This window comes from Nocardia sp. BSTN01 (assembly GCF_015354405.1).
Classification (GTDB): domain Bacteria; phylum Actinomycetota; class Actinomycetes; order Mycobacteriales; family Mycobacteriaceae; genus Nocardia.
In genome coordinates this window covers 107132-126533 of the sequence record NZ_JADKYP010000015.1, presented here as the reverse complement: position 1 = coordinate 126533, position 19402 = coordinate 107132, and the positions used below count along the sequence as shown (strand labels likewise).

Here is a 19402-nt window from a genome sequence, read left to right as displayed (position 1 = left end):
ATCCTGCGACCGGGTTCGTGGATCCGGGGAGGTTCTTGTCGCACCGTGATGGACGTCAACCGCTCCGGCGCCCCCGGAGGTATCCCTGGCGGGCGCCAAGGGAGCGTGCCCTGCCGTCCTCTTCTCTTGTGATGATCAATAAGTGGAACCGAGTGGCCGTCGCGTGCGTCCTAGACTCCAGGAGGACGTGTGCGCGGGGATCAACGGGAGGCATCGGTGATACGTAAGGCGGCTACCGCTGTGCTGGCGGCTGCGGTGGTGTTGGTGGGGGCCGGGTGTTCCTCGTCGACTTCGGGGACGGCTTCGCCGGAGACGAGTGATCCGAAGGTGGCGACGGCGGCGTTATGGGACCCGTGCACTCAGGTTACGGATGACGCGTTGCGACAGGCCCGGATGGACCCGGCGACCAAAGCCGCCAACATCGGGGGTGTCGCAGTGGACGGGTGGAAGCTTTGCTCCTGGCACGACAACCCTGACTACTACTACACGCTCGGGGTTTGGTCGTCGCTCTTCACCATTGAGGATCTGAAGAAGAAGCCGGACAACATCGATTTCCAGGCAGTGACCGTTGGCGGAAGAGACGGCTTCCAGTATCGAACTGCTTCGGACAAGAACGGCACGAACTGCTACGTGGCCTTCCCTGCAACCCAGGGGACCTTCGAGGTCTCCATCTACAACATGAGCACTCGTGCAGCAGAAGCGCCATGCAGGCACGCCGTGAGCGCCGCTGCGGTAATCGTGCCGTTGTTTCCGTCCTGAGAGGGGGACCATGGGACACACCGAAGAAGTGACTATCTGGAAGTACCTTGCCGGCGAGTCCCAAGCTGGTCGGCTGGACCTCGATCCATCGGTCTCGCGCGACTGCTTGAAGGCTTGTGAGGATCAGCTACAGGTCTACAAAGAGTGCAAGGCGATGTTGCTGCAGATGTCCAACGTGACTGGGCTGGGTGACTTCCCGGCTGCTGATCAACTCGCGAAGATGTTGGGCGCCAAGGCTGTCGGTGGCGAAGGTGATTTCGACTCCGCCTTCGACGAGCACATCCAGGTGCTGGAGTTGATCCGCGACACCATCAAGCACTCCGTCGACCGGCTCGTCGACAACGACCAGCAGAACGCCGGCACCATCGCCGGCTCCGAAAACCACTGACCGGGGGAGCACATGGTACTTCCACTCGTCCCGCTGGTTGCTGCGCTCTGGGAGCAGCACAAGGGCGGCCCGCCCGACTCTTTCGCGAATGCGCAGGGTGATCAGAGTCCGGACGCGACCGCGGCGCGCAACAGAATCAATCAGATCGTGAACGGCCGATTCGGAGGGCAATACCAGAACCCGCAGGTCGGGCAGGACGCGTACAAGAATCCGCAGAACATCGACAATCTGTACGACCGCATTCAGAAGATGCAGCCCAGCACGGTGGTGACGTTGCACAACTTCTGGGAGGGGCTGCGGAACAAAATCGAGAACGGGCACAACACTTTCGGGCCGCAGATTCAGAAGGCCATTCAGGAGAAGTGGCAGGGTGCGGCGGCGCAGAAGACCGCCGAGGGCATCAAGAGTTTCACCGACAAAGAGAGAGATCTGGTGAGCTCCGCCCAGTTGGTCAGCGAGAAGGTGAAGCTGGTTCGCTCGGCGGTGGAGATCACCAAACCTGCCGCGCAGCCGACCCCGCGCACAAGCTGGACCAGCGATCTTGCCGGTTGGGTGCCCGGCCCGACATGGAAACTGAACGACCACCGCAAAACTCAGGCCAACGCGGCGAACGAGCATTTGATCAACAACGTGTTCTACCCGGCCGTGCGCGAGAGTGATACGCAGGTGCCGTTGGCGCCTCGGCCATACAATCCCGTGAACACGCCTGACGACAACACGGGATGGAAGCCGTCGGGAGTTCCGCCGGTGGGCCCACCCTCGAAAGGCCCCGACGATGGCCACGGCTCCGGCGATACCGATCAGCCCCAACCGCCGAATCCCGATCAAGGTACGGGTGACGGCACCACACCGAGCGCTGTCGACCCGTCGGCCCTGACCAACTCGGCGCAGAATCCCGCGAATACCACCTCGGCGAGCGCCACCCCGGCTGGATGGGATCCTTCGGCGGCGGGCACGCAGACCACGCCGTCGGCAGTGACGCCTTCGGGTATCGACCCACGGACCGGGCTCCCGTACGGTTCGGGCGGGCCCGGCGTGGCGGGAACCGTTGGCGGCTCCGGCAATTCGGCCGGTCGTGGTACATCGGTCCCGGGTGCCGCTGTCCCGGGGCAAGGGACAGCTCGTGGGTTGGCTACCGGTGTGGGCAAGGGCGCAGCCGGGATGAACGGCATGCCCGGCATGATGCCGCCCGGCGCCAAGTCGAAGAAAGAGGACGAGAAGACCCACAAGTCCAAGATCAGCGAGGAGTTGGTGTCGCGGGACAACGGCGACGAACTGACCGGCCTCTCCGAGGAACAACGGCAGAAGACCGTCCCGCCGGTCTTGGGTGAATAGCCCATGGCAGGTTGGACTTTCAGCGCGCTCGGCTTCACGGTCCTGTGGCGTGCCGCCGGACACGACGTCCTGCCGTACCCGTTACAGTTCCGCTCCACCGCCGAAACCTCGGACGAGCTGGAATCCCAGTGGAAAGCCGAAGCCGCCGACCTCGCCGGCCGCGTCGACGACAACGCCGAAGCCGCGGTGCGCATCCTCCACGGTCCCGAATCACGCATCGAGATCGCCGGATTCGCCGCCGCGTCGAACGGTTCGGGCGATCTCGAGCAGATGGGCGATCCGCGCCATCGCGTCCGCATCCACGCGGCCGTGCACTACCGGCAGGCGGTCCTGGTCACCCAGCAACCCTCATCCGACCCGGAATCCGGTGGGACCGTGCGGATGTCGCTGCTGCGTGCCGAAAACCTCACCCGCCACCTGCTCGCCGCCATCCCCGGCCATCCCCGAGGCACCCGCCCCGCCCTGCAGGTCAACCGCGCCGACCTCACCGACGACGGCCGCCCCTACACCGCATTCCACGACGACGCCCCCCGCTCACCCCGCGACGAAGCCGCCCGCTTCTTCGAACGCCCCCGCAGCACCGTCCTCCACGTCGCCGTCTGCCCCGGCCCCGCCTGGGACCGCCGCCCCACCCCGGCCCGCGATTTCCACATCATGGACTACTCCGACGGCCGCTACCTCGTCCGCCACACCAAACACGACCTCCGCGCCGATCCCGCGGACACATCCATCGTCCACAACCACCTGCAACGCCTCATCGACGCGACGGTCCAGGGATTCCGCGAGGACAACGATCCGAGTTATGCGTGAAGGTTGGTGCAGAGCGCAATTCGGACCTCGTCATCAGTACTCGAGTTCGGACCAACTGATGACGATCGGGAACGGGAAATCTATTCGTACTTCTTCCGAGTCGGCGGGGGACCATTCGCCGGCGAGCAGGTAGTTGGCCGGATGGAGCGGCCGGACGCCCGGGGGGAGGTCGCCGTGCCCGGTTTCGAGGGCGTAGGCGCGAATCGTGGCGATCGCGCTCTCCGTGCGAGCCAAGGTCACCTCCCAATACCAGGGGATTCCGGCACCCGCGTAGCGAGCCTTTTTGGCCTCCATGTCGGACTGCGTGTTGGACGGCGACAGCACCTCGCCGACGAGCAGGGTGTCGGCGGAGCGGATGTCCTGGTAGGGCGACTCCAAGCAACGATGCACAAGGAAGTCTGGAGTCAGGAAATCGGATTTTCCGTTACTGCCGAGGAAGACATTCGTCTCTGTCGTCACTCGCCAACACTCGTCCGGGACCGTGCGATTGACCTCCCGGGTGTGCCGCTCGATCGCAGCCCACAAACGGTTGGTGAAGATCTGGTGTTCCGCCGGGCCACGGCGGACCCACACCACACGACCGTCCCACAGTTCGATCTGCGCGGCGATCTCCTCGGGCAATTGTTCAAGTTCCTCCCACGTCATGAACTCCGGGAGGTCGGGACGCTCGATCCGCGGCTGGGACATACGGTCATGGTAGGCCCACCAGGCGTTCCGGTAGGTTGTCCAGGACGGTTCATCAAGAGGGGGAACGATGAGCAATCCTGAACCGGCTGTCTCTGCTGACCTGGAACAGGTGAAGACGCTGGGCGTCACGGCCCTCGGGATCGCGAATCAGTGCCGCGTCGGACTGACCGCTCTCGAGGCCGACGTCCGCGAGGTACTGGAGGGCTGGACCGGTAACAATTCCGACGCCTTTTCCGCTGGGTGGGACGAGTTCCCGCCGATTCTCGGTGGACCTCGAAAAGCTCGACGGTCTGGCCGCGCGAATTCGAGGATTCGCCGGTTTTGGATTCCCTCTCGAAATATGTCGTCGAGTATGTTGCAGACGCGGAACTACGGGAAAGTGTCGGCGGAATCAGCGCGGACGTGCTCTGAGACCGCGCACAGGGCGCATATCGACGCTTGTACGGCTGAGGGGCATGAGCTCACCGTTCGCAACCGGTCAGGGACGACGGGCGGTGTGCGCCTTGCTTCTTGTCAAGGTCTATCAGCGAGCTTGTCACGCCACGTAACCCATTCGCGAACCATCGACATGTCGAAGTCGGGGCCGTGTACCTCCAGCGTGAACGTGGTGACGCCCTGCTCCAGGAGTTCGGCTCCGACTACCTCGGGGTCGCCCTGTACACCTGCTGACAGTTCGATTTCGCTCGGATCGCGGCCGATATCCGCGCAGTGCTTGATCAATATCTGTTTCTTGCGGGCGAATTCGGCTCCCGAGGAGAACCAGTGCCAGATGTCGGCGTGCTCGGCTACCAGACGCAGGGTTTTCTGCTCGCCGCCTCCGCCGATCAGTACGGGGATCTTGCGGGTCGGTGGTGGGTTGAGCTTGGCGAAGCGTTGTTCGATTCGGCGGAGCGCGTCGGCGAGTGTCTGCAGTCGGCCCGCGGGGGTGCCGAAATCGTAGCCGTATTCGGCGAAGTCGCGTTCCATCGCGCCCGCGCCGATGCCCAGGAGCATTCTGCCGCCGCTGATGTGGTCGATGGTGCGGGCCATGTCGGCGACCAGGTCCGGGTTGCGGAAGCTGATGGAGGTGACCATCGGGCCCAGGTGTACGCGCGACGTCTGCTCGGCCCAGGCGGCGAGCATGGTCCAGCATTCGAAGTGCTTGCCGTGCTCGTCTCCGGAGATCGGCAGGAAGTGGTCCCAGTTGACGATTACGTTTACGCCGATGTCTTCGGCCTGGGCGGCGGCGCTGCGAATAGCCGGGTAGTCGACGTGTTGCGGGGCGATCTGCACACCGATCCGAATGGGGCGCGGGTTCGCAGCGGACATGTCGGCAGCTTAGTGGAGTACGCCTGCGGCGGGGTGGCTTCGATTGCACGGATCACGGACGATTCAACGGCTACTGCCTCCCGCCGACCGCCGGTTCGAACGGGCACTTTGCGGACATCGTCGTGCCTTTCGAAGGCTGACAGACGCTTCCTGCGCATGCCCGGACCGCAGTACGAATTGCTCTCTGTGGGAATAGGTCTCGTCGGTCCGCAGCTGTATAAAATCGCGTCTGTCACGGCGGATCCGGACCGATGCCTCGGCCACGAACACCGGGCGCCACGCACCCGGAGATGCAAGGAGAACTGATGCCCGGACCGGAGTTTGCGACGCTACGCGATCAGGTGGCCGCGTTGCAGGCGAAGACCATCTCGGCGACCGAACTGCTCGAACTGAGCATTGCGCGGATCGAGAAGTTCGACGAGAAGGTCAATGCCGTTGTGGTGCGGGATTTCGAGCGCGCTCGCGTTGCGGCGGAACAGGCCGATGCGGCACTGGCGCGGGGTGAGGATGCGCCGCTACTCGGCGTTCCGGTCGCGGTGAAGGAATCGTTCAATATCGCCGGTCTGCCGACCACGTGGGGACTCCCGGACGCGAAGGGCTGGGAGCCGGCCGAGGACGCGGTGCTGGTGTCACGCGTCAAGGCGGCGGGCGGGGTTGTCGTCGGCAAAACGAATGTGCCGTTCTTCCTGCGTGATTGGCAGTCCTACAACGACATCTACGGCACCACCAACAATCCGTGGGACCTGACCCGTTCCCCCGGCGGCTCGTCCGGAGGGTCGGCTGCCGCGCTCGCGGCGGGGTATGTCTCGCTCGCACTCGGTTCCGATATCGGCGGCTCCTTGCGGGTTCCGGCGCATTTCTGCGGCGTCTACTCGCACAAACCGTCGCGCACACTGCTGCCGGGGCGCGGACACATCCCGCCGCGGACCCCGGCGCTGGCCGCACCGATGGACCTTCCTGTCGTGGGACCGATGACTCGCAGTGCCGCCGACCTGACCTTGGCGACACGGCTGCTGGCCGGGCCCGACGACGTGGAGGCGGTCGCCTACAAGCTGGAGCTGCCACCGCCGCGCGGCGAGGACCTCGCACAGTTCCGCGTGCTGATCATCGACAGCCATCCGTTGGTGCCGACCTCCACCGTGGTTCGCGACGGCTTCGACCGCATCGCGCAGGGGCTCGAGAAGGCCGGTGCCGTGGTCGCGCGGCAGAGTGCGCTCCTGCCCGACCTCACGCTGACGGCGAAAACCTATTTCACACTGCTGATGTCGCAATTCGGCGCCGATGCCTCGCCCGATGCCGTCCGGGCGATCCAAGCCGTCGTTGCCGAGATCCCCCCGGACACCGACACCATCGAGGCGGTCATTCAACGCGCCTTCGTTGCCAGCCACGGCGACTGGATCAAGGCCGACCGGGTTCGCATCGGCCTCGCAGACCGATGGCGACACCTGTTCAAGGAATTCGACGTGGTGCTGTGCCCGATCACGCCGACACCCGCCTTCCCGCACGACCATTCGGCAATGGACACCCGCACGCTCGAGATCGACGGCACCGCCTACCCGTACAACTACAACCTGGTCTGGGCGAGTATCGCGACCCTGCTCGGGCTCCCGGCCACCGCAGCTCCGATCGGACGCTCACCGGAAGGTTTGCCCTTCGGCATGCAGATCATCGGGCCCTATCTCGAAGACCCGACAACCTTGCGATTCGGCGAATTGCTCGAGCAGGAGTTCGGGGGATTCACCCCGCCGCCGGGCTTCGAATAAGCAGTCTCCACCCGAAGTAATCGAGGAAGGCGAGAGGTCCCATCTCAGGCGACCTTCCAGGTACGGTCGCCAAGCGTGACGACAAGGTCGACCGATCCACCCAGAGCTGAGACATACGCTCGGATCGCGTCGATGCCGGACACCTCGCCTCGCTCGATCTTCGAGACCTCGCCTGCGAAATCCCCAAAGCTTCAGCGACTTCGGTCTGAGTGAGGCCGATCGACTGTCGGATCTCGGCGAGCTGGTGGCCGCGCAGGTAGGTCTCGTCGACTGTCGACGTTGCAAAGAAATGGTCAGCAGCCTGCTTGGAAGGGGTAGCAGGTTGCTCCTTCCGTAGGTGTTGTCGAACGCTGTTGTGTGTGCGGTGATTCGGGGGTCGGCGTCGGTGAGATCGAGGCCGGTGTTGTTGTCTTCTCCGGCGGGCGGACCTGGGATGGTGCCGGTTGGGAGCCGGGTTGGGCGCGGGGGTGGTCTTTGCCGGCCATGTAGCCGATGCCGCAGACGAGGATCAGGGCGGCGGCGATTCCCAGGAGTGCGGTGCGGAGGCGGTGGTTTGCCGGGGGTTGGGGTCGAGGGTCGACGATCGTGAAGTCTGTGTCTGGCTCGTGCCGGTTGGGCTCCGGTGCGTCAGCCTGGGGGGACGTGATCGGCGTGGTGGGGGCGACGGTGTCGGACAACGAAGGGTTGAGGGCGGGCTCGTCCGTTTTCCGGGGAGGGGCTGACGGGGGGATCGGGGCGGACTTCGTGGGCTCCGTCGTTGGGGCATCCGCGCCAGTCGGTGCAGGTGTCGAATCGGATGTCGACGCGACAGCCGGTGTGGGATCCACTCTGGTTGCGGTTGCGGTTGCGGTTGCGGGTGCGGGTGCGTCGTCCGGCGTCCGACGCGGGCGAGCGGGCCTGGCGTAGGAAACCGGTGAGGTCGGCGAAAGTGGTGCAGGCGATGTCGGAGGGGCCGGTACTCCCGAGGGCATGGAGGCGGAGGCTGGGGTGGGCGGGGCTGTAGGGTTCGACTCGCGTCGCGAAGGCGAGATGTGTGAATTTGCCGGGGTGACTTGTGCATTCGATTCGGCCCCCTCCGTCATCTCCGGCTGGGCGGCCGATGTCTCCGACGAGGTGAAGGCGGCGGCGGAGGTCGGCGGGGCTGTGGGGTTCGACTCGGGCCGGGAAGGCGCGATGCGCGAGCTGGACGGGGCCACTGGCAAATTCGGTCCGGCCATGTCTGCCCGCTTCGGCTGGTGGGCCGGTGCGTCTGCGGGTGGTGGGGTCGAAGCGGCCGGTTCCGGATCTCCCTCCCGCCGAGCCGCGGGCACCTCGGTAGGAAAGCCTTCCGCCACCAGGTCGGCGTACAGCCGCCGGCGGCTCTCGGCGTCGCGGGTGCGGTCGACTCGCAGGGCCGTCAGTACGGTGACGACCAATTCGGCGGTCCATGGGGTTCGGTCGCGGTGTTGGGCGGTTCGGCCGAACCACGAGTACAGCTGGGAGGCGCTGTCACCGGCGAGGACGGTGAAACCGCCGGGCGTCGGCCCTTTGTCGAGGGTGAGCGTGTTACCGGCCTTGGGTATCAGCAGGATCATGCCGTCTACGAACGGTTCCGGGCCGCGTGTCAGTTCGGCGACGAAGGTTCGCAGGGCGGAGACGGGCCTGCGCACTTGGTGTAGCGGGTTGAGGTCGTCGCCGCGGAGTCGGACCGGGTCGCCGTGGATGCCGGGGGCCGACCATCGCTCGTTCATCGAACAGGACAGCGGTCCACGGACCTTCTTGCGTGGCACGTCGACTTCGAGGACAGCCACCGCGTACGGGGTGAAAACCAGAAGACCGGCTTCGGTGCTCCCGCCGTCCAGCCTCGGGACGTACACGCCGGAGACAGCGATTCCGGGATGGGTGACGTAGTTCGCGAGCCATTCGATGACCTGCTGTTCGGTCTTCGGTTTGGTGATGTCGCCGTTGATTATCAGCATGGCCGGTTCGACCTCCAGAAGCGTTGTAACACATCAACGTTAACCGAGGGCTTCCACGAAAAGTCGCGTGATAACGCTGCGCTACAAGGGCTTTCGCGCCGTCGTCGCTGGTGGGCTGCTACAGCGGGGAATTTCGATCGAAAAGTGAGATGAGACAACAGATTCCGACCGGACGGAATGTCGGCTCGACGCGATCGCTCGACGCTTCCGGGAAATCCTGGCCTGGCTCGGCCTTCCGCCTGGTCGGCGCCTGCGCGCAAGTGGCCGGTACGCCCGGCCGGTCTCCGTGCGAATGTGCGCCCGATGCATGCTGCCGATGCCGACACCGAGGCATCTTCGCCCCCGGCTGGTCGGGCCGTCGCAACCTCCGGGGTGGCATCACTGCCGACATCTCGCACCTTGGTGTCACCGATGTGAGGCGGCCGTGTCGACGGTGCCCGGCCGATTCGTGGGCAGTCGACCCACTGCGCCGCGGCGTTGCGGCTGATCGGCGGAGACGGTGGTCCGTGGCCCTCGCAGGGGGTATCCATATTCTCGAGTATGGAATTCTCATTCTCATTGAGAGAGAATGCTTCCATGCCTGACACGCCTCGCCCAGCCACAGCACTCGACGACGCCCCCGCGCCCGATAGCGCCGACGCGGTCTACTGGGACCCGTTCGACCGCGAGATCGCCAAGGATCCCTACCCGATCTATCGGCAGATGCGGGCGGAAGCGCCGCTCTACTACAACGACAAGCACGACTTCTATGCCCTCACCCGCGCATCGGATATCGATCCGGCGCTGCTCGACTGGGAGACGTACTCGTCGTCGCGGGGGCCGATCCTGGAGATCATCAAGGCGGGGATCGAGATTCCGCCGGGCACGTTGCTGATGGAGGATCCGCCGGCGCACGACATTCATCGCGCGCTGCTCAAGCGGGTGTTCACGCCCCGGCGGGTGATGTCGCTGGAGCCGCAGATCCGCGATCTATGCCGTCGGTCGCTGGACCGGCTCGCCGGGAAAGATCAGTTCGATCTGATGACCGCGTTCGCGAACGAGGTGCCGATGCGCGTGATCGGCATGCTGCTCGGCATCCCGGAGGCCGATCAGCAGACCGTCCGCGACAAGGCCGACAGTGCGCTGCGCACCGAACCGGGGCAGGGGATGCAGATCTCCGACAAGGCGATTCCGGATGCGGAGCAGTTCGCGCAGTACATCGACTGGCGCGCCGACAATCCGTCCGACGATCTGATGACCGAGTTGATGCGCGCCGAATTCGTCGATACCGAGGGCGTGACGCGGACGCTGACGCGCGACGAGATCCTGACCTACGTCTCGGTCGTCGCCGGAGCCGGCAATGAGACCACCGCCAGGCTGATCGGCTGGCTGGGCGCGCTGCTCGCTCGTCATCCCGAACAGCGCGCCGAACTCGTCGCCGATTCGAGCCTGATCCCGAACGCGATCGAGGAGACGCTGCGATTCGAGCCCACCGGGCACGCCATCGCCCGCTACGTCACGAAAGATGTGGAGCTCTACGGCACCACCGTGCCCGCCGGTAGCGCGATGATGCTGCTGATCGCGTCGGCGAACCGGGACGAGGAGCGCTGGGACGCCCCCGAGCGGTTCGACATCCACCGCAAGATCAGCAACCTGCGCACCTTCGGCCTCGGCACCCACTTCTGCCTGGGCGCGGCGCTGGCCCGGCTCGAGGGTCGCGTGGCGCTGGAGGAATTGCTGCGCCGCTTCCCGACCTGGGATGTCGACTGGGACAACATCAGCTTGTCGTCGACCTCGACGGTGCGGGGCTGGGAAACATTGCCGATCACCGTGGGCTGACGGGGCCGCCCGCTCGGCGTCGTATTCGCTTGCACCCGGGACCGACTGCGGCGCAGTGGCTTCCGGCGCAGCCTCACAGCAGCGCCGTCACAACTGCTCGTGCCAGAGCGTCGGCATATGCGCGGGCGGGTCCGGCGCCGCTGTCGTGTTCGTGTGTGCCCGAGAGTGAGTGCGGCGCAACTACTTCCGGCGCCACTCACCGGCATCGGCAGCGCAACTCTCGCGTCGGAGCCTCGGCATGGTCGCGTCGGCGTCGCCGCCGTGTGATCGGCCGTTCCGGTTCAGCGGAAGTGCGGGGCGACAGCAGAGTTCACCGAACTGTCGTTTCCGGGACGTTCCGGTATGTCAGAGTCTGACGGTATGGGTGTTCTGCGGCGCATGGCGGCCGGTGGTGTCGTCGCGATGAGTCTGGTCGCACTGTCCGGATGCGGCGGAAGCAGCGAAACCGCACGTCAGGGCACGGTACCTCTGAGATCCACCGGCGACCTCCCGTCGGCGCAGCCCGGCGAGGTGCATCTGTTCGCGTTCAACGATCTGCACGGCAATCTGGAACCGCCGCAGGCGAGCAACGGGCAGGTGGGGGAGTACACCGCGGGCGGCGCGGCGTATCTCGCCACACATCTGCAGCGGTTGCGGGCGGCGTATCCGGAGAGCGCGGTGGTGTCGGCGGGGGACAATATCGGGGCGAGTCCGCTGGTGTCGTCGCTGTTCCACGACGAGCCGACGATCGACTTCCTGAATCAGGCAGGGGTCGCGGCGTCGGCGGTGGGTAATCACGAGCTCGACCACGGGGTCGTCGAGCTGGGACGGTTGCGGACGGGCGGTTGTGCGCTCGACGGGTGCTCGCCGGGGGAGCCGTTCACGGGCGCGCGGTTCGATTTCCTCGCCGCCAATCTCACCGATTCCCGCGGTCAGCCACCGGCCGGGGTGCGGCCGTGGACGATGCTGACGATCGGCGGGCACAAGATCGGCGTGGTCGGTGTGGTGACGCCGGATACGGTGAATCTCGTTTTCCCGGAAGGTATTCGCGGCTACAGCTTCGGCGAGGGGGCCGCAGCGATCAACAAGTACGTGCCCGCCATGAAACAGGCCGGTGCGGAAACCGTTGTCGCCCTGGTGCACGACGGCGGCGCGCAGGGAACACCGGCGAAGACCACCGACTACAACGGCTGCGCCGACATCAGTCCCGATGTGCCGGCATTGGCGGCGCATACGGATCCCGCCGTCCGGGTGCTGCTCACCGGGCACAGCCACCAGGCCTACAACTGCGAATTCGACGGCAAGGTGGTGACCCAGGCCGCATCCTACGGCCGCCTGATCACCGACGTCACCCTGCGGTTCGACCACGGAAAGGTGTCCGCGCACGCGGTGAACCGGGTGGTCACGCGCGATGTCGCGCCCGATCCGGCGGTGGACCAGATGATCGGGTTCTTCTCCGGCCAGGCGGCGCCACGTGCGCAACGGGTCGTGGGCACCGCCACGGCGCCACTGACGCGCAGCGATCGCGGCGGCGCTGAATCCCCGCTGGGTGCGGTGATCGCCGATGCGATGCTCGACGTCACCCACGATTCGGCTCGAGCGGTCGCGGCGTTCATGAATCCGGGCGGGGTGCGCGCCGATATCGGTCCCGGGCCGATCACCTACGGCAGCATCTACGAGACGCAGCCGTTCGGCAATCAGGTCGTCACCGTGACCCTGACCGGCCGCCAGATCCTGGACCTGCTGGAACAGCAGTGGGACAACAAGAGCAAACCGGCCGTGCTCTCGGTCGCGGGCATCTCCTACGCCTACGACGACAAGGCCGCGCCGGGGCACAAGGTGGTCGCCGACTCGGTCCGCATCGGCGACCACCCTGTGAATCCGGTTGCGACCTACCGGGTGACCACCAACAACTTCCTCGCCTCCGGCGGCGACGGATTCGCGATGTTCACGCGGGGGACGGACACGACCGTCGGCCCGACCGATCTGGACGCCTTGGAGACCTACCTGCGTCAGCGGGGAGCGGTCGGTCCGCCGGAGGAGCGTGTCCAACGCCGGTGAGTGCGGCGTAGCACGCTGTGGCACCAAGTGCTATCGCTCTGTATCATGTTGTCATGAGCGCCCAGCCCGAGATCACGCAGCGCGACCTGCGCAATCGGTCGAAAGAGATTATGGACGCTGTTCAAGACGGGCAGTCGTTCACTGTTACACGAGATGGCCACCAGATCGGGCAACTCGTTCCGTTGCGCCGGCGTCGCAGATTCGTCTCGCGTCTCGAGTTTGCCGCGATGTCACAGACAGCTCCGGCCCTCGATGTGGACAGCTTCCGCGCGGACCAAGATCGTACGGCGGAGCAGCGACTGGACGACCCGTATGAGCGCTGATCACACCGGCCGGACTCGCGGGATCATCGACACAAACATCATGATCCTGCGTCGGTGGTTGGACCCGATGGAGCTTCCGGACGAGATGGCCATCACGGCGGTCACTCTGGCCGAGCTCTCCGCCGGGCCCCATGAAGTTCGCGGAAACGATGAGCAGGACCTGTACGACGAGCATGCCGAGCGGGCGCGCCGACTCGACGTCCTGCAGCGCGCCGAGAACGAGTTCGACCCCATACCGTTCGACGTGGAAGCTGCCCGGGCATACGGCAGAGTCTGTGCTGCCGTGATCGCGGTCGGCCGTAAGCCACGCCGCCGTCTTGCCGATTTGATGATCGCCTCTGTGGCTGTCGCCGAACAGCTGCCGCTCTACACGACCAACCCATCGGACTTCGAGGGGTTGGAAGAACTACTCACTGTTGTCACCGTGACGCACCCTGAGGTACCGCACGCCGGTAGAGGCTGACCTTCGGGGGCGCGATACGTCGAGTTCGCCCACATTTGTGCTCGCAGCAGGCACAATGCGGACATGCGCGGCGGGCGGGAGCGGCCAGCAGCAGACCGCCGGGCGGGACGGGAGCCGGGCGGAGGTGGGGCGCGGAAACGGCACGGGCGGCACTACACGCCGCCGCGGTTGGCGGCGTTTCTCGCGGAGCGGATGCTCGCGCATGTGCGACCTGGTCGTGAATTGTCGGTGCTCGATCCCGCCTGTGGGGATGGGGAGTTGTTGTCGGCGGTGGCACGTGTTGCGGCGCGACGCTTTCCGAATACCGCCCTGCATCTGGTGGGGTACGACCTGAATGCCGCAGCGGTTGACGAAGCTCGGGCCAGGGGTGTGGCGTGGAACAGCCGATTCGGGAGCTCGTCGCAGGTCTGGCCGGAGAAGGGCACCGCCGAATCGTGGGCGGGATCGCGGGTGGCCGACGGCGTCGGTGCATCTTTCGATGCGGCGTCCGGGGCCGATGCCGCGCCGCCGAATCGTGTCGTGATCGATTGGCGGGTGGGTGATTACCTCTGTGCCGCAACCGAGTTGGCCGACGCGCACTTCGATGCCGTGATCACGAACCCGCCGTATGTGCGGACTCAGCAGCTGGGCGGCGCGACCGCGCAGATGTTGAGCAAGCAGTTCGGGTTGTCGGGACGTATCGATCTGACCCACCCGTTCGTCGCGACGATTCCGCGATTGTTACGCCCCGGTGGGGTGCTGGGTCTGCTGTGTGCCAACCGATTCCTCAGCACGAAGGCGGGGGCGAATCTGCGGGCGCTGCTGTACGCGGAGCTGACGCCGGTGGAGCTTTTCGACCTCGGGGATACTCGGCTGTTCGAAGCGGCGGTATTACCTGCGGTGACGATCGCTGTGCGCGGGCATGAGCAGCGGACCTGCCGGTTTGTCACGGCCTACGAGTCGGAGCGCGAACCGACAGGCGATGCCGACCTGTTCGACGCTTTGGTCGGCCCGGCCGATTCCGTGGTCGAACACGGCGGGCGCCGCATCGCGGTGGAGACCGGAACACTGTGGACCGGTGCGCACGACAGCGCGGGGCGAGTGCGGAATCCGGAGCCCGGTATGGCCCCCTCCGTCGCATCGGCCAGCGGGAAGTCACCGTCGAGCGAAAAGTCCATGGCGAGTGGAGAGTCGCCAGTGGTCGCAAGCCGAGCGGGGGCGAGCCGCCCTGCCGGTGGTGTTCCGGCGCACCGCAGCGTCTGGATCGGTCGCGAGCATGACGCTGAATCCGGGATGGCATGGCACGCGGCGTCGATCGACCGGCGGCGCGGGGATGTGGTCGAGCCTGGGCAACCGCCCGCGGACGTGCCTTCGTGGACACCCGTCGAGGGTGTCGACGCCGACGTGAAGTGCGAAGACGAATCGCTCACCAGCACTTTCGATCCCGCGACGCCGTGGCGCATGTCGCGCCCGGATACCGACGCCTGGTTGGCGCGAATCGCCGCCGGCACGTGGCGCACATTCGGTGAGGTCGCGCGAATCAGGGTGGGAATCAAGACGAATGCGGATCGAATCTTCATCTCCGACCGTTGGGAAGATCGGCCCTGCTGTCCGGAGCCCGAACTGCTCCAGGGGCTGCTGACTCATCACGATCTCGTTCCGTGGCGGATCGCCCGCGCCCACGATACTCGCGTGCTGTATCCCTACGACGCTTCCTGTACCTGCCGCACACCGATCGACCTGAACGAATACCCGCTCGCCGCAGCCTATCTCGCTCAGCACAAGGACACCCTGGCCGCTCGGGACTACCTGACCGGCACCGGGCGGGAGTGGTTCGAGATCTGGGTGCCGCAGCGGCCGCATCTGTGGTGCCGGCCGAAGGTGGTGTTCCCGGATATCAGTGTGGCGCCACGCTTTGCGCTCGATCGCAGCGGTGCGGTGGTGAACGGGGACTGTTACTGGATGTCGCTGGCCGATATCGGCGACGAGCGCCTGGCCTATTTGCTGATGGGCGTGGCCAATTCGACGCTCGGGCTGCGGTTCTACGATGCCGTGTGCGGAAATCGGCTCTATGCCGGGCGGCGACGGTGGATCACGCAGTACGTCACCCGGCTTCCGCTGCCCGATCCGAATACCGTTGCGGCACAGGAGCTCACCGATCTGGCTCGGGATTTGGCGAACGGCGGAGCCGAACCCGATGCCGCGCTGCTCGACCGGCGAGTGGCAGCGGCGTTCGGGCTGGGCGAGACCGGAGTACGCCCGCAGGACAGTGCCGCTTCGGAGTCTTCGTAGCAACCGGCGACGGCCGCGACCGCGAGACGGTCAGGCGGTGTGCCCGCCCACCATCGGCAGCAAGGTCCGCCGGGCGAAGGCGCGGGCGGCCTCCGCATCCGAGAGCGGGATCAGCCCGTCGGGAGTCAACGCCAGCGATTGCGCCAGCCGGGCCATGATCTCGGCGACGAGGTCGGCGTCGAAATCCGACTCGGCGTTGGTCTTCTGCAGGCCGCGCAGCTTGTCGCCCAGATAGGCGCGGCCCACCGCGAGGATCGGGCCGGCGTCGGTGGTCAATCGGGGCAGGATCAGCTCCGGTTCGGTGCGCAGCAGACGCTGCAGCAGCTCGTTGTGCGCCAGTGCGGTGATGAAGACGACGAAGATCTCCACCAGCTGATCCTCGTTGTCGGTGATGCTGCCGACCCGCTGTTCGATATCGGCGACGAAGCGCTGCGCCTCGCGCACGCTCACCGCCTCGACCAGATCGTTCTTCGATTCGAAGCGGCGATACAGCGTCGCGGGACTGATGCCGGCGCGACGCGCGATCTCACCCATGCTGGTGCGCTTGATCCCGAAGTCCAGGAAGGCCGACAGGGCGCTCTCGAGCAGCTGCTCACCGTCGGAGCGGGGCTTCTCGAGGATGCGGGCCAGGATGGACGGAACAGGGGGCATGGGGTCTCCAGTCGAGTCGGCGAGGGACCGCGTCGATGCGGAAGGCTGACGATCATTATCTCATCGCGCCGGACCGCCACCGACGTCCCCGACCGCCCGCGCTCATCGCAGATTGAGGGCGGCCATTTCCTGCTCGATCGCATTCGCGGCGAAATCGCTTCCGCTGGAACGTAATTCGTGGACCCGGCGCTGTAGCGCCTCGATGCCACCGGGTTGGGCCGCGATATCGGCCACACTGATCCGCCCCTTGGGTCGGTGCATACCGGACTGCTCGTACGACACCGTCTAACCTCCTGCATACCCACGTCGCAGTACGCCGCCCGAGGCGATGATTCACTGCCGCGGACCGCGAACATGCTGCGACGATGTTACCAAGAGATCAACATGGACGCTTGACCAGTGTGGCCCCTCTCACAGCTGGGTGCCGGTGTCGCGGTGAGTGCTCATATTGTGCAGATAGACCGCGGCGTTGAGCTTGATGCGATCGCGTTCGGCATCGCCGAGTTCGCGCCGCACCTTGCCCGGCACGCCCGCGACCAGCGAGCCGGGCGGAATCTTCGCCCCCTCGGGAATCAGGGCATTGGCGGCGATGAGACTGCCCTCTCCGATCACCGCGCCGTTGAGCACCGTCGCGCCCATGCCGACGAGCACGTCGTCGCCGATCGTGCAACCGTGCAGGATCGCGTTGTGGCCCACCGACACTCCGCTGCCTACCCGCAGCGCGAAACCCGGGTCGGCGTGCAGGACGCACCCGTCCTGGATGTTGGTGCCGGCGCCGATCGCGATGTCCTCCAGATCGCCGCGGATCACCGCGCCGTACCAGACGCTGACCTGTTCACCCAGCCGCACCCGGCCGATCACCGTGGCCGTCGGCGCCACCCATGCGGTGTCGTCGATCTGCGGCTCGTGCTCACCCAGCTTGATCCTCATGCAGGTCAACATAGCTGGCCCGGAACTGGGCGCGATGTGCGGCCGGTGGCAGTCCGAGCGTGCGGTGGAAATGGTGGCGCAGATTCATCGCCGTGCCCAGGCCGGTCTCGGCGGCGATGCGGTCCATCGTGTCGTCGGTGGATTCCAGCAGCAGCCGGGCGCGGTCGATGCGCTGATCGAGCAGCCAGCGCTGCGGGCTGGAGCCGGTGCGGTCGCGGAAACGGCGGGTGAAGGTGCGCCGCGACATCAGGGCGGTGCGGGCCCAGCCGTCCAGATCGATCGGATGATCCAAATGCGTTCGGGCCCAGACCATCGCGTGTTCGATCGGATCGTCGTCGTCGGCATCGGGCACCGCGAGCGGTATGTACTGTGCCTGTGAACCGGCGCGATAGGGCGCCAGGACCAGCGTGCGCGCGAGTTCGGTCGCGGCGCGGGCGCCGTGGTCGGCGCGCACCAGGTGCAGGCAACAGTCCAGTGCCGCAGCGACTCCCGCGGAGGTCACCACATCGCCGAGGTCGGTCCACAACCGATCCGCGCGCACGGTCACCGCGGGAAACGCGCGGGCCAGGGCTGCGGCCAGACCCCAATGGGTGGTGACTTCACGCCCGTCCGCCAGGCCGGTGGCGGCGACGACCCAGGAACCTCGGCACAATCCGACGATGCGGGCGCCGCGGTCGTGCGCGCGCCACAGAGCCGACGAAATGACCTCGGGCACGGGCAGTTCCGGGTTCCAGCTGGGAATCACCACGGTCTCCGCGCGGTCGATCGCCTCGGGGCCGTGGCGCACGACGAGGTCGAAATCGCCGGGGGTGCTCAGGATTCCGGGCCCCTCGGCACAGGTGAGCACCTGGTAGGGCGCGCTGTGCTGCACGCTGGTGCCGATGCGCCCGAACACCATTCCGGGAACGGACAGATGAAACGGGCTGATCCCGTCGAAGGCGACCACCGCGACCACATGCATGGCCCGATCTTATCGAAGCGTGGCCTGCGGGCCACTGTTCGAACGTGCCGGATCGGTACAGGCTGTTGCTCATGACGAACACGCTCTCCACCACGGTCGAACTCCTGCACATCGGCGGCCCCACCGTCCGGCTGAACTACGGCGGGCTGGTCTGGCTGACCGATCCGACGTTCGACGAACCCGGCGACTACTCCGCCGGCGCGCTCACCCTGCACAAACTGACCGGACCTGCGGTCGCGGCGGAGCAGGTCGGCGCGGTGGACGTGGTGCTGCTGTCGCACGATCAGCATCCCGACAATCTCGATCCGGCCGGGCGCGACGTCATGGCCGGCGTCGAGACCGTGCTGTCCACGCCGGAAGCGGCCGGACGACTGGAAGGCGTTCGGGGACTGACGGTGTGGGAGTCGGTGACCATCGGCGCCGTCACGGTCACCGCGGTACCGGCACTGCACGGGCCGGAGGGGGCCGAGGCGTTGAGCGGCACGGTCACCGGGTTCGTGTTGCAGGCCGAGGATCTGCCGACGGTGTACATCTCCGGCGACAACGCCTCCGTCGACTACGTCGAGCGCATCGTGGCGAGATTCGGCCGCATCGACATCGCCCTGCTCAATGCCGGCGCCGCGAACGTGGGCCGGTTCGAGGATCGCGACGTCACGCTCAATGCGCGCACGGCGCTGGCCGCGGCGGCGGTGCTCGGCGAGGCGGTCGTGGTGCCGGTACACGCCGAGGGCTGGGCGCACTTCACCGAGACCCTCGATCACCTGCGGCGCACCTTCGGCTACGGCGGGCGTGCGAAGCAGTTGCGGATCCCGCCGCTCGGCGAGTCGATCACGGTGTGACGAGGACGGCGGGCGGCCGGGCGCGGATCGATTGCCAATTGGTTGCGGTTCGGCGAATCACCGCCACATGATCATGGCGCCGCGCCCGGATCAGGGCC

The 19402-nt window shown here is 66.3% G+C and carries 19 protein-coding genes; 12 read left to right on the top strand and 7 right to left on the bottom strand.

Features of this window, described 5'->3' with window-relative positions:
- The first annotated feature begins 189 nt into the window (after positions 1 to 189).
- The 4 genes from IRT45_RS15420 to IRT45_RS15405 are packed head-to-tail and all read left to right on the top strand — an operon-like array spanning position 190 to position 3292.
- Positions 190 to 759, top strand: coding sequence for a DUF3558 domain-containing protein (locus IRT45_RS15420; protein WP_194806540.1), 570 nt, complete (start codon positions 190 to 192; stop codon positions 757 to 759).
- A gap of 10 nt (positions 760 to 769) precedes the next feature.
- The gene (locus tag IRT45_RS15415) at positions 770 to 1147 is read left to right on the top strand and encodes a hypothetical protein (protein ID WP_194806539.1); all 378 of its coding nucleotides are present in this window, start codon (positions 770 to 772) and stop codon (positions 1145 to 1147) included.
- 12 nt (positions 1148 to 1159) lie between these two features.
- Positions 1160 to 2482, top strand: a complete 1323-nt coding sequence (locus IRT45_RS15410) for a hypothetical protein (protein WP_194806538.1) — start codon at positions 1160 to 1162, stop codon at positions 2480 to 2482.
- Between the two features lie 3 nt (positions 2483 to 2485).
- Positions 2486 to 3292, top strand: a complete 807-nt coding sequence (locus tag IRT45_RS15405; protein ID WP_194806537.1) for an ESX secretion-associated protein EspG — start codon at positions 2486 to 2488, stop codon at positions 3290 to 3292.
- 33 nt (positions 3293 to 3325) lie between these two features.
- Here IRT45_RS15405 and IRT45_RS15400 read toward each other — a convergent pair whose 3' ends face one another.
- Together IRT45_RS15400 and IRT45_RS15395 are read right to left on the bottom strand one after the other, a co-directional pair.
- On the bottom strand, positions 3326 to 3979 hold the full coding sequence (locus IRT45_RS15400) for a Uma2 family endonuclease (protein ID WP_194806536.1): 654 nt from the start codon (positions 3977 to 3979) through the stop codon (positions 3326 to 3328).
- 513 nt (positions 3980 to 4492) lie between these two features.
- Complete coding sequence (locus tag IRT45_RS15395) at positions 4493 to 5287, bottom strand: LLM class F420-dependent oxidoreductase (protein ID WP_194806535.1); 795 nt, start codon at positions 5285 to 5287, stop codon at positions 4493 to 4495.
- Between the two features lie 305 nt (positions 5288 to 5592).
- Here IRT45_RS15395 and IRT45_RS15390 point away from each other — a divergent pair, with 305 nt between their 5' ends.
- Entirely contained in the window at positions 5593 to 7050 is a 1458-nt protein-coding gene (locus tag IRT45_RS15390; protein WP_194806534.1) for an amidase, read from the top strand.
- 293 nt (positions 7051 to 7343) lie between these two features.
- Here the strand turns inward: IRT45_RS15390 and IRT45_RS38025 are convergent, their stop codons facing one another.
- Positions 7344 to 9008, bottom strand: coding sequence for an NERD domain-containing protein (locus IRT45_RS38025; RefSeq protein ID WP_375540102.1), 1665 nt, complete (start codon positions 9006 to 9008; stop codon positions 7344 to 7346).
- Between IRT45_RS38025 and IRT45_RS15385 the strand changes: the two genes are divergently transcribed.
- The 6 genes from IRT45_RS15385 to IRT45_RS36870 all read left to right on the top strand — a co-directional run bounded on the left by IRT45_RS15385 (position 8928) and on the right by IRT45_RS36870 (position 15923).
- Positions 8928 to 9161: a hypothetical protein gene (locus IRT45_RS15385; protein ID WP_194806533.1), complete on the top strand. Its 234-nt coding sequence runs from the start codon at positions 8928 to 8930 to the stop codon at positions 9159 to 9161. The genes IRT45_RS38025 and IRT45_RS15385 overlap by 81 nt on opposite strands.
- Positions 9162 to 9584: 423 nt before the next feature.
- Positions 9585 to 10826 (top strand): cytochrome P450, encoded by a 1242-nt coding sequence (locus tag IRT45_RS15380; RefSeq protein ID WP_194806532.1) that lies wholly within the window; start codon positions 9585 to 9587, stop codon positions 10824 to 10826.
- Positions 10827 to 11186: 360 nt separating this feature from the next.
- Positions 11187 to 12866, top strand: a complete 1680-nt coding sequence (locus IRT45_RS15375; protein ID WP_228534375.1) for a bifunctional UDP-sugar hydrolase/5'-nucleotidase — start codon at positions 11187 to 11189, stop codon at positions 12864 to 12866.
- A 53-nt stretch (positions 12867 to 12919) separates the two neighbouring features.
- Entirely contained in the window at positions 12920 to 13189 is a 270-nt protein-coding gene (locus IRT45_RS15370) for a type II toxin-antitoxin system Phd/YefM family antitoxin (protein WP_036509420.1), read from the top strand.
- Positions 13179 to 13652, top strand: a complete 474-nt coding sequence (locus IRT45_RS15365; RefSeq protein WP_194806531.1) for a type II toxin-antitoxin system VapC family toxin — start codon at positions 13179 to 13181, stop codon at positions 13650 to 13652. Before IRT45_RS15370 ends, IRT45_RS15365 begins: the two co-directional genes overlap by 11 nt.
- A gap of 63 nt (positions 13653 to 13715) precedes the next feature.
- The gene (locus IRT45_RS36870; protein ID WP_228534374.1) at positions 13716 to 15923 is read left to right on the top strand and encodes an Eco57I restriction-modification methylase domain-containing protein; all 2208 of its coding nucleotides are present in this window, start codon (positions 13716 to 13718) and stop codon (positions 15921 to 15923) included.
- A gap of 30 nt (positions 15924 to 15953) precedes the next feature.
- Here IRT45_RS36870 and IRT45_RS15350 read toward each other — a convergent pair whose 3' ends face one another.
- The 4 genes from IRT45_RS15350 to IRT45_RS15335 all read right to left on the bottom strand — a co-directional run bounded on the left by IRT45_RS15350 (position 15954) and on the right by IRT45_RS15335 (position 18465).
- Complete coding sequence (locus tag IRT45_RS15350; protein WP_194806530.1) at positions 15954 to 16574, bottom strand: TetR/AcrR family transcriptional regulator; 621 nt, start codon at positions 16572 to 16574, stop codon at positions 15954 to 15956.
- A 102-nt stretch (positions 16575 to 16676) separates the two neighbouring features.
- Entirely contained in the window at positions 16677 to 16856 is a 180-nt protein-coding gene (locus IRT45_RS15345; RefSeq protein WP_036499925.1) for a hypothetical protein, read from the bottom strand.
- 129 nt (positions 16857 to 16985) lie between these two features.
- Positions 16986 to 17504, bottom strand: a complete 519-nt coding sequence (locus IRT45_RS15340) for a gamma carbonic anhydrase family protein (RefSeq protein WP_194806529.1) — start codon at positions 17502 to 17504, stop codon at positions 16986 to 16988.
- Complete coding sequence (locus IRT45_RS15335) at positions 17485 to 18465, bottom strand: GlxA family transcriptional regulator (RefSeq protein ID WP_194806528.1); 981 nt, start codon at positions 18463 to 18465, stop codon at positions 17485 to 17487. Before IRT45_RS15335 ends, IRT45_RS15340 begins: the two co-directional genes overlap by 20 nt.
- 71 nt (positions 18466 to 18536) lie before the next feature.
- Here IRT45_RS15335 and IRT45_RS15330 point away from each other — a divergent pair, with 71 nt between their 5' ends.
- Positions 18537 to 19304, top strand: coding sequence for an MBL fold metallo-hydrolase (locus IRT45_RS15330; RefSeq protein WP_194806527.1), 768 nt, complete (start codon positions 18537 to 18539; stop codon positions 19302 to 19304).
- The last annotated feature ends 98 nt before the right edge of the window (positions 19305 to 19402 follow it).

Excerpts from the sequence above, each read along its gene's own strand:
- IRT45_RS15395 (WP_194806535.1), bottom strand. The coding sequence starts at position 5,287 with ATGTCCGCTGCGAACCCGCGCCCCATTCGGATCGGTGTGCAGATCGCC.
- IRT45_RS15330 (WP_194806527.1), top strand. The coding sequence starts at position 18,537 with ATGACGAACACGCTCTCCACCACGGTCGAACTCCTGCACATCGGCGGC.
- IRT45_RS38025 (WP_375540102.1), bottom strand. The coding sequence starts at position 9,008 with ATGCTGATAATCAACGGCGACATCACCAAACCGAAGACCGAACAGCAG.
- IRT45_RS15410 (WP_194806538.1), top strand. The coding sequence starts at position 1,160 with ATGGTACTTCCACTCGTCCCGCTGGTTGCTGCGCTCTGGGAGCAGCAC.
- IRT45_RS15390 (WP_194806534.1), top strand. The coding sequence starts at position 5,593 with ATGCCCGGACCGGAGTTTGCGACGCTACGCGATCAGGTGGCCGCGTTG.
- IRT45_RS15365 (WP_194806531.1), top strand. The coding sequence starts at position 13,179 with ATGAGCGCTGATCACACCGGCCGGACTCGCGGGATCATCGACACAAAC.
- IRT45_RS15385 (WP_194806533.1), top strand. The coding sequence starts at position 8,928 with ATGGGTGACGTAGTTCGCGAGCCATTCGATGACCTGCTGTTCGGTCTT.
- IRT45_RS15415 (WP_194806539.1), top strand. The coding sequence starts at position 770 with ATGGGACACACCGAAGAAGTGACTATCTGGAAGTACCTTGCCGGCGAG.
- IRT45_RS36870 (WP_228534374.1), top strand. The coding sequence starts at position 13,716 with ATGCGCGGCGGGCGGGAGCGGCCAGCAGCAGACCGCCGGGCGGGACGG.
- IRT45_RS15370 (WP_036509420.1), top strand. The coding sequence starts at position 12,920 with ATGAGCGCCCAGCCCGAGATCACGCAGCGCGACCTGCGCAATCGGTCG.
- IRT45_RS15375 (WP_228534375.1), top strand. The coding sequence starts at position 11,187 with ATGGGTGTTCTGCGGCGCATGGCGGCCGGTGGTGTCGTCGCGATGAGT.
- IRT45_RS15400 (WP_194806536.1), bottom strand. The coding sequence starts at position 3,979 with ATGTCCCAGCCGCGGATCGAGCGTCCCGACCTCCCGGAGTTCATGACG.
- IRT45_RS15350 (WP_194806530.1), bottom strand. The coding sequence starts at position 16,574 with ATGCCCCCTGTTCCGTCCATCCTGGCCCGCATCCTCGAGAAGCCCCGC.
- IRT45_RS15405 (WP_194806537.1), top strand. The coding sequence starts at position 2,486 with ATGGCAGGTTGGACTTTCAGCGCGCTCGGCTTCACGGTCCTGTGGCGT.
- IRT45_RS15340 (WP_194806529.1), bottom strand. The coding sequence starts at position 17,504 with ATGAGGATCAAGCTGGGTGAGCACGAGCCGCAGATCGACGACACCGCA.
- IRT45_RS15380 (WP_194806532.1), top strand. The coding sequence starts at position 9,585 with ATGCCTGACACGCCTCGCCCAGCCACAGCACTCGACGACGCCCCCGCG.
- IRT45_RS15335 (WP_194806528.1), bottom strand. The coding sequence starts at position 18,465 with ATGCATGTGGTCGCGGTGGTCGCCTTCGACGGGATCAGCCCGTTTCAT.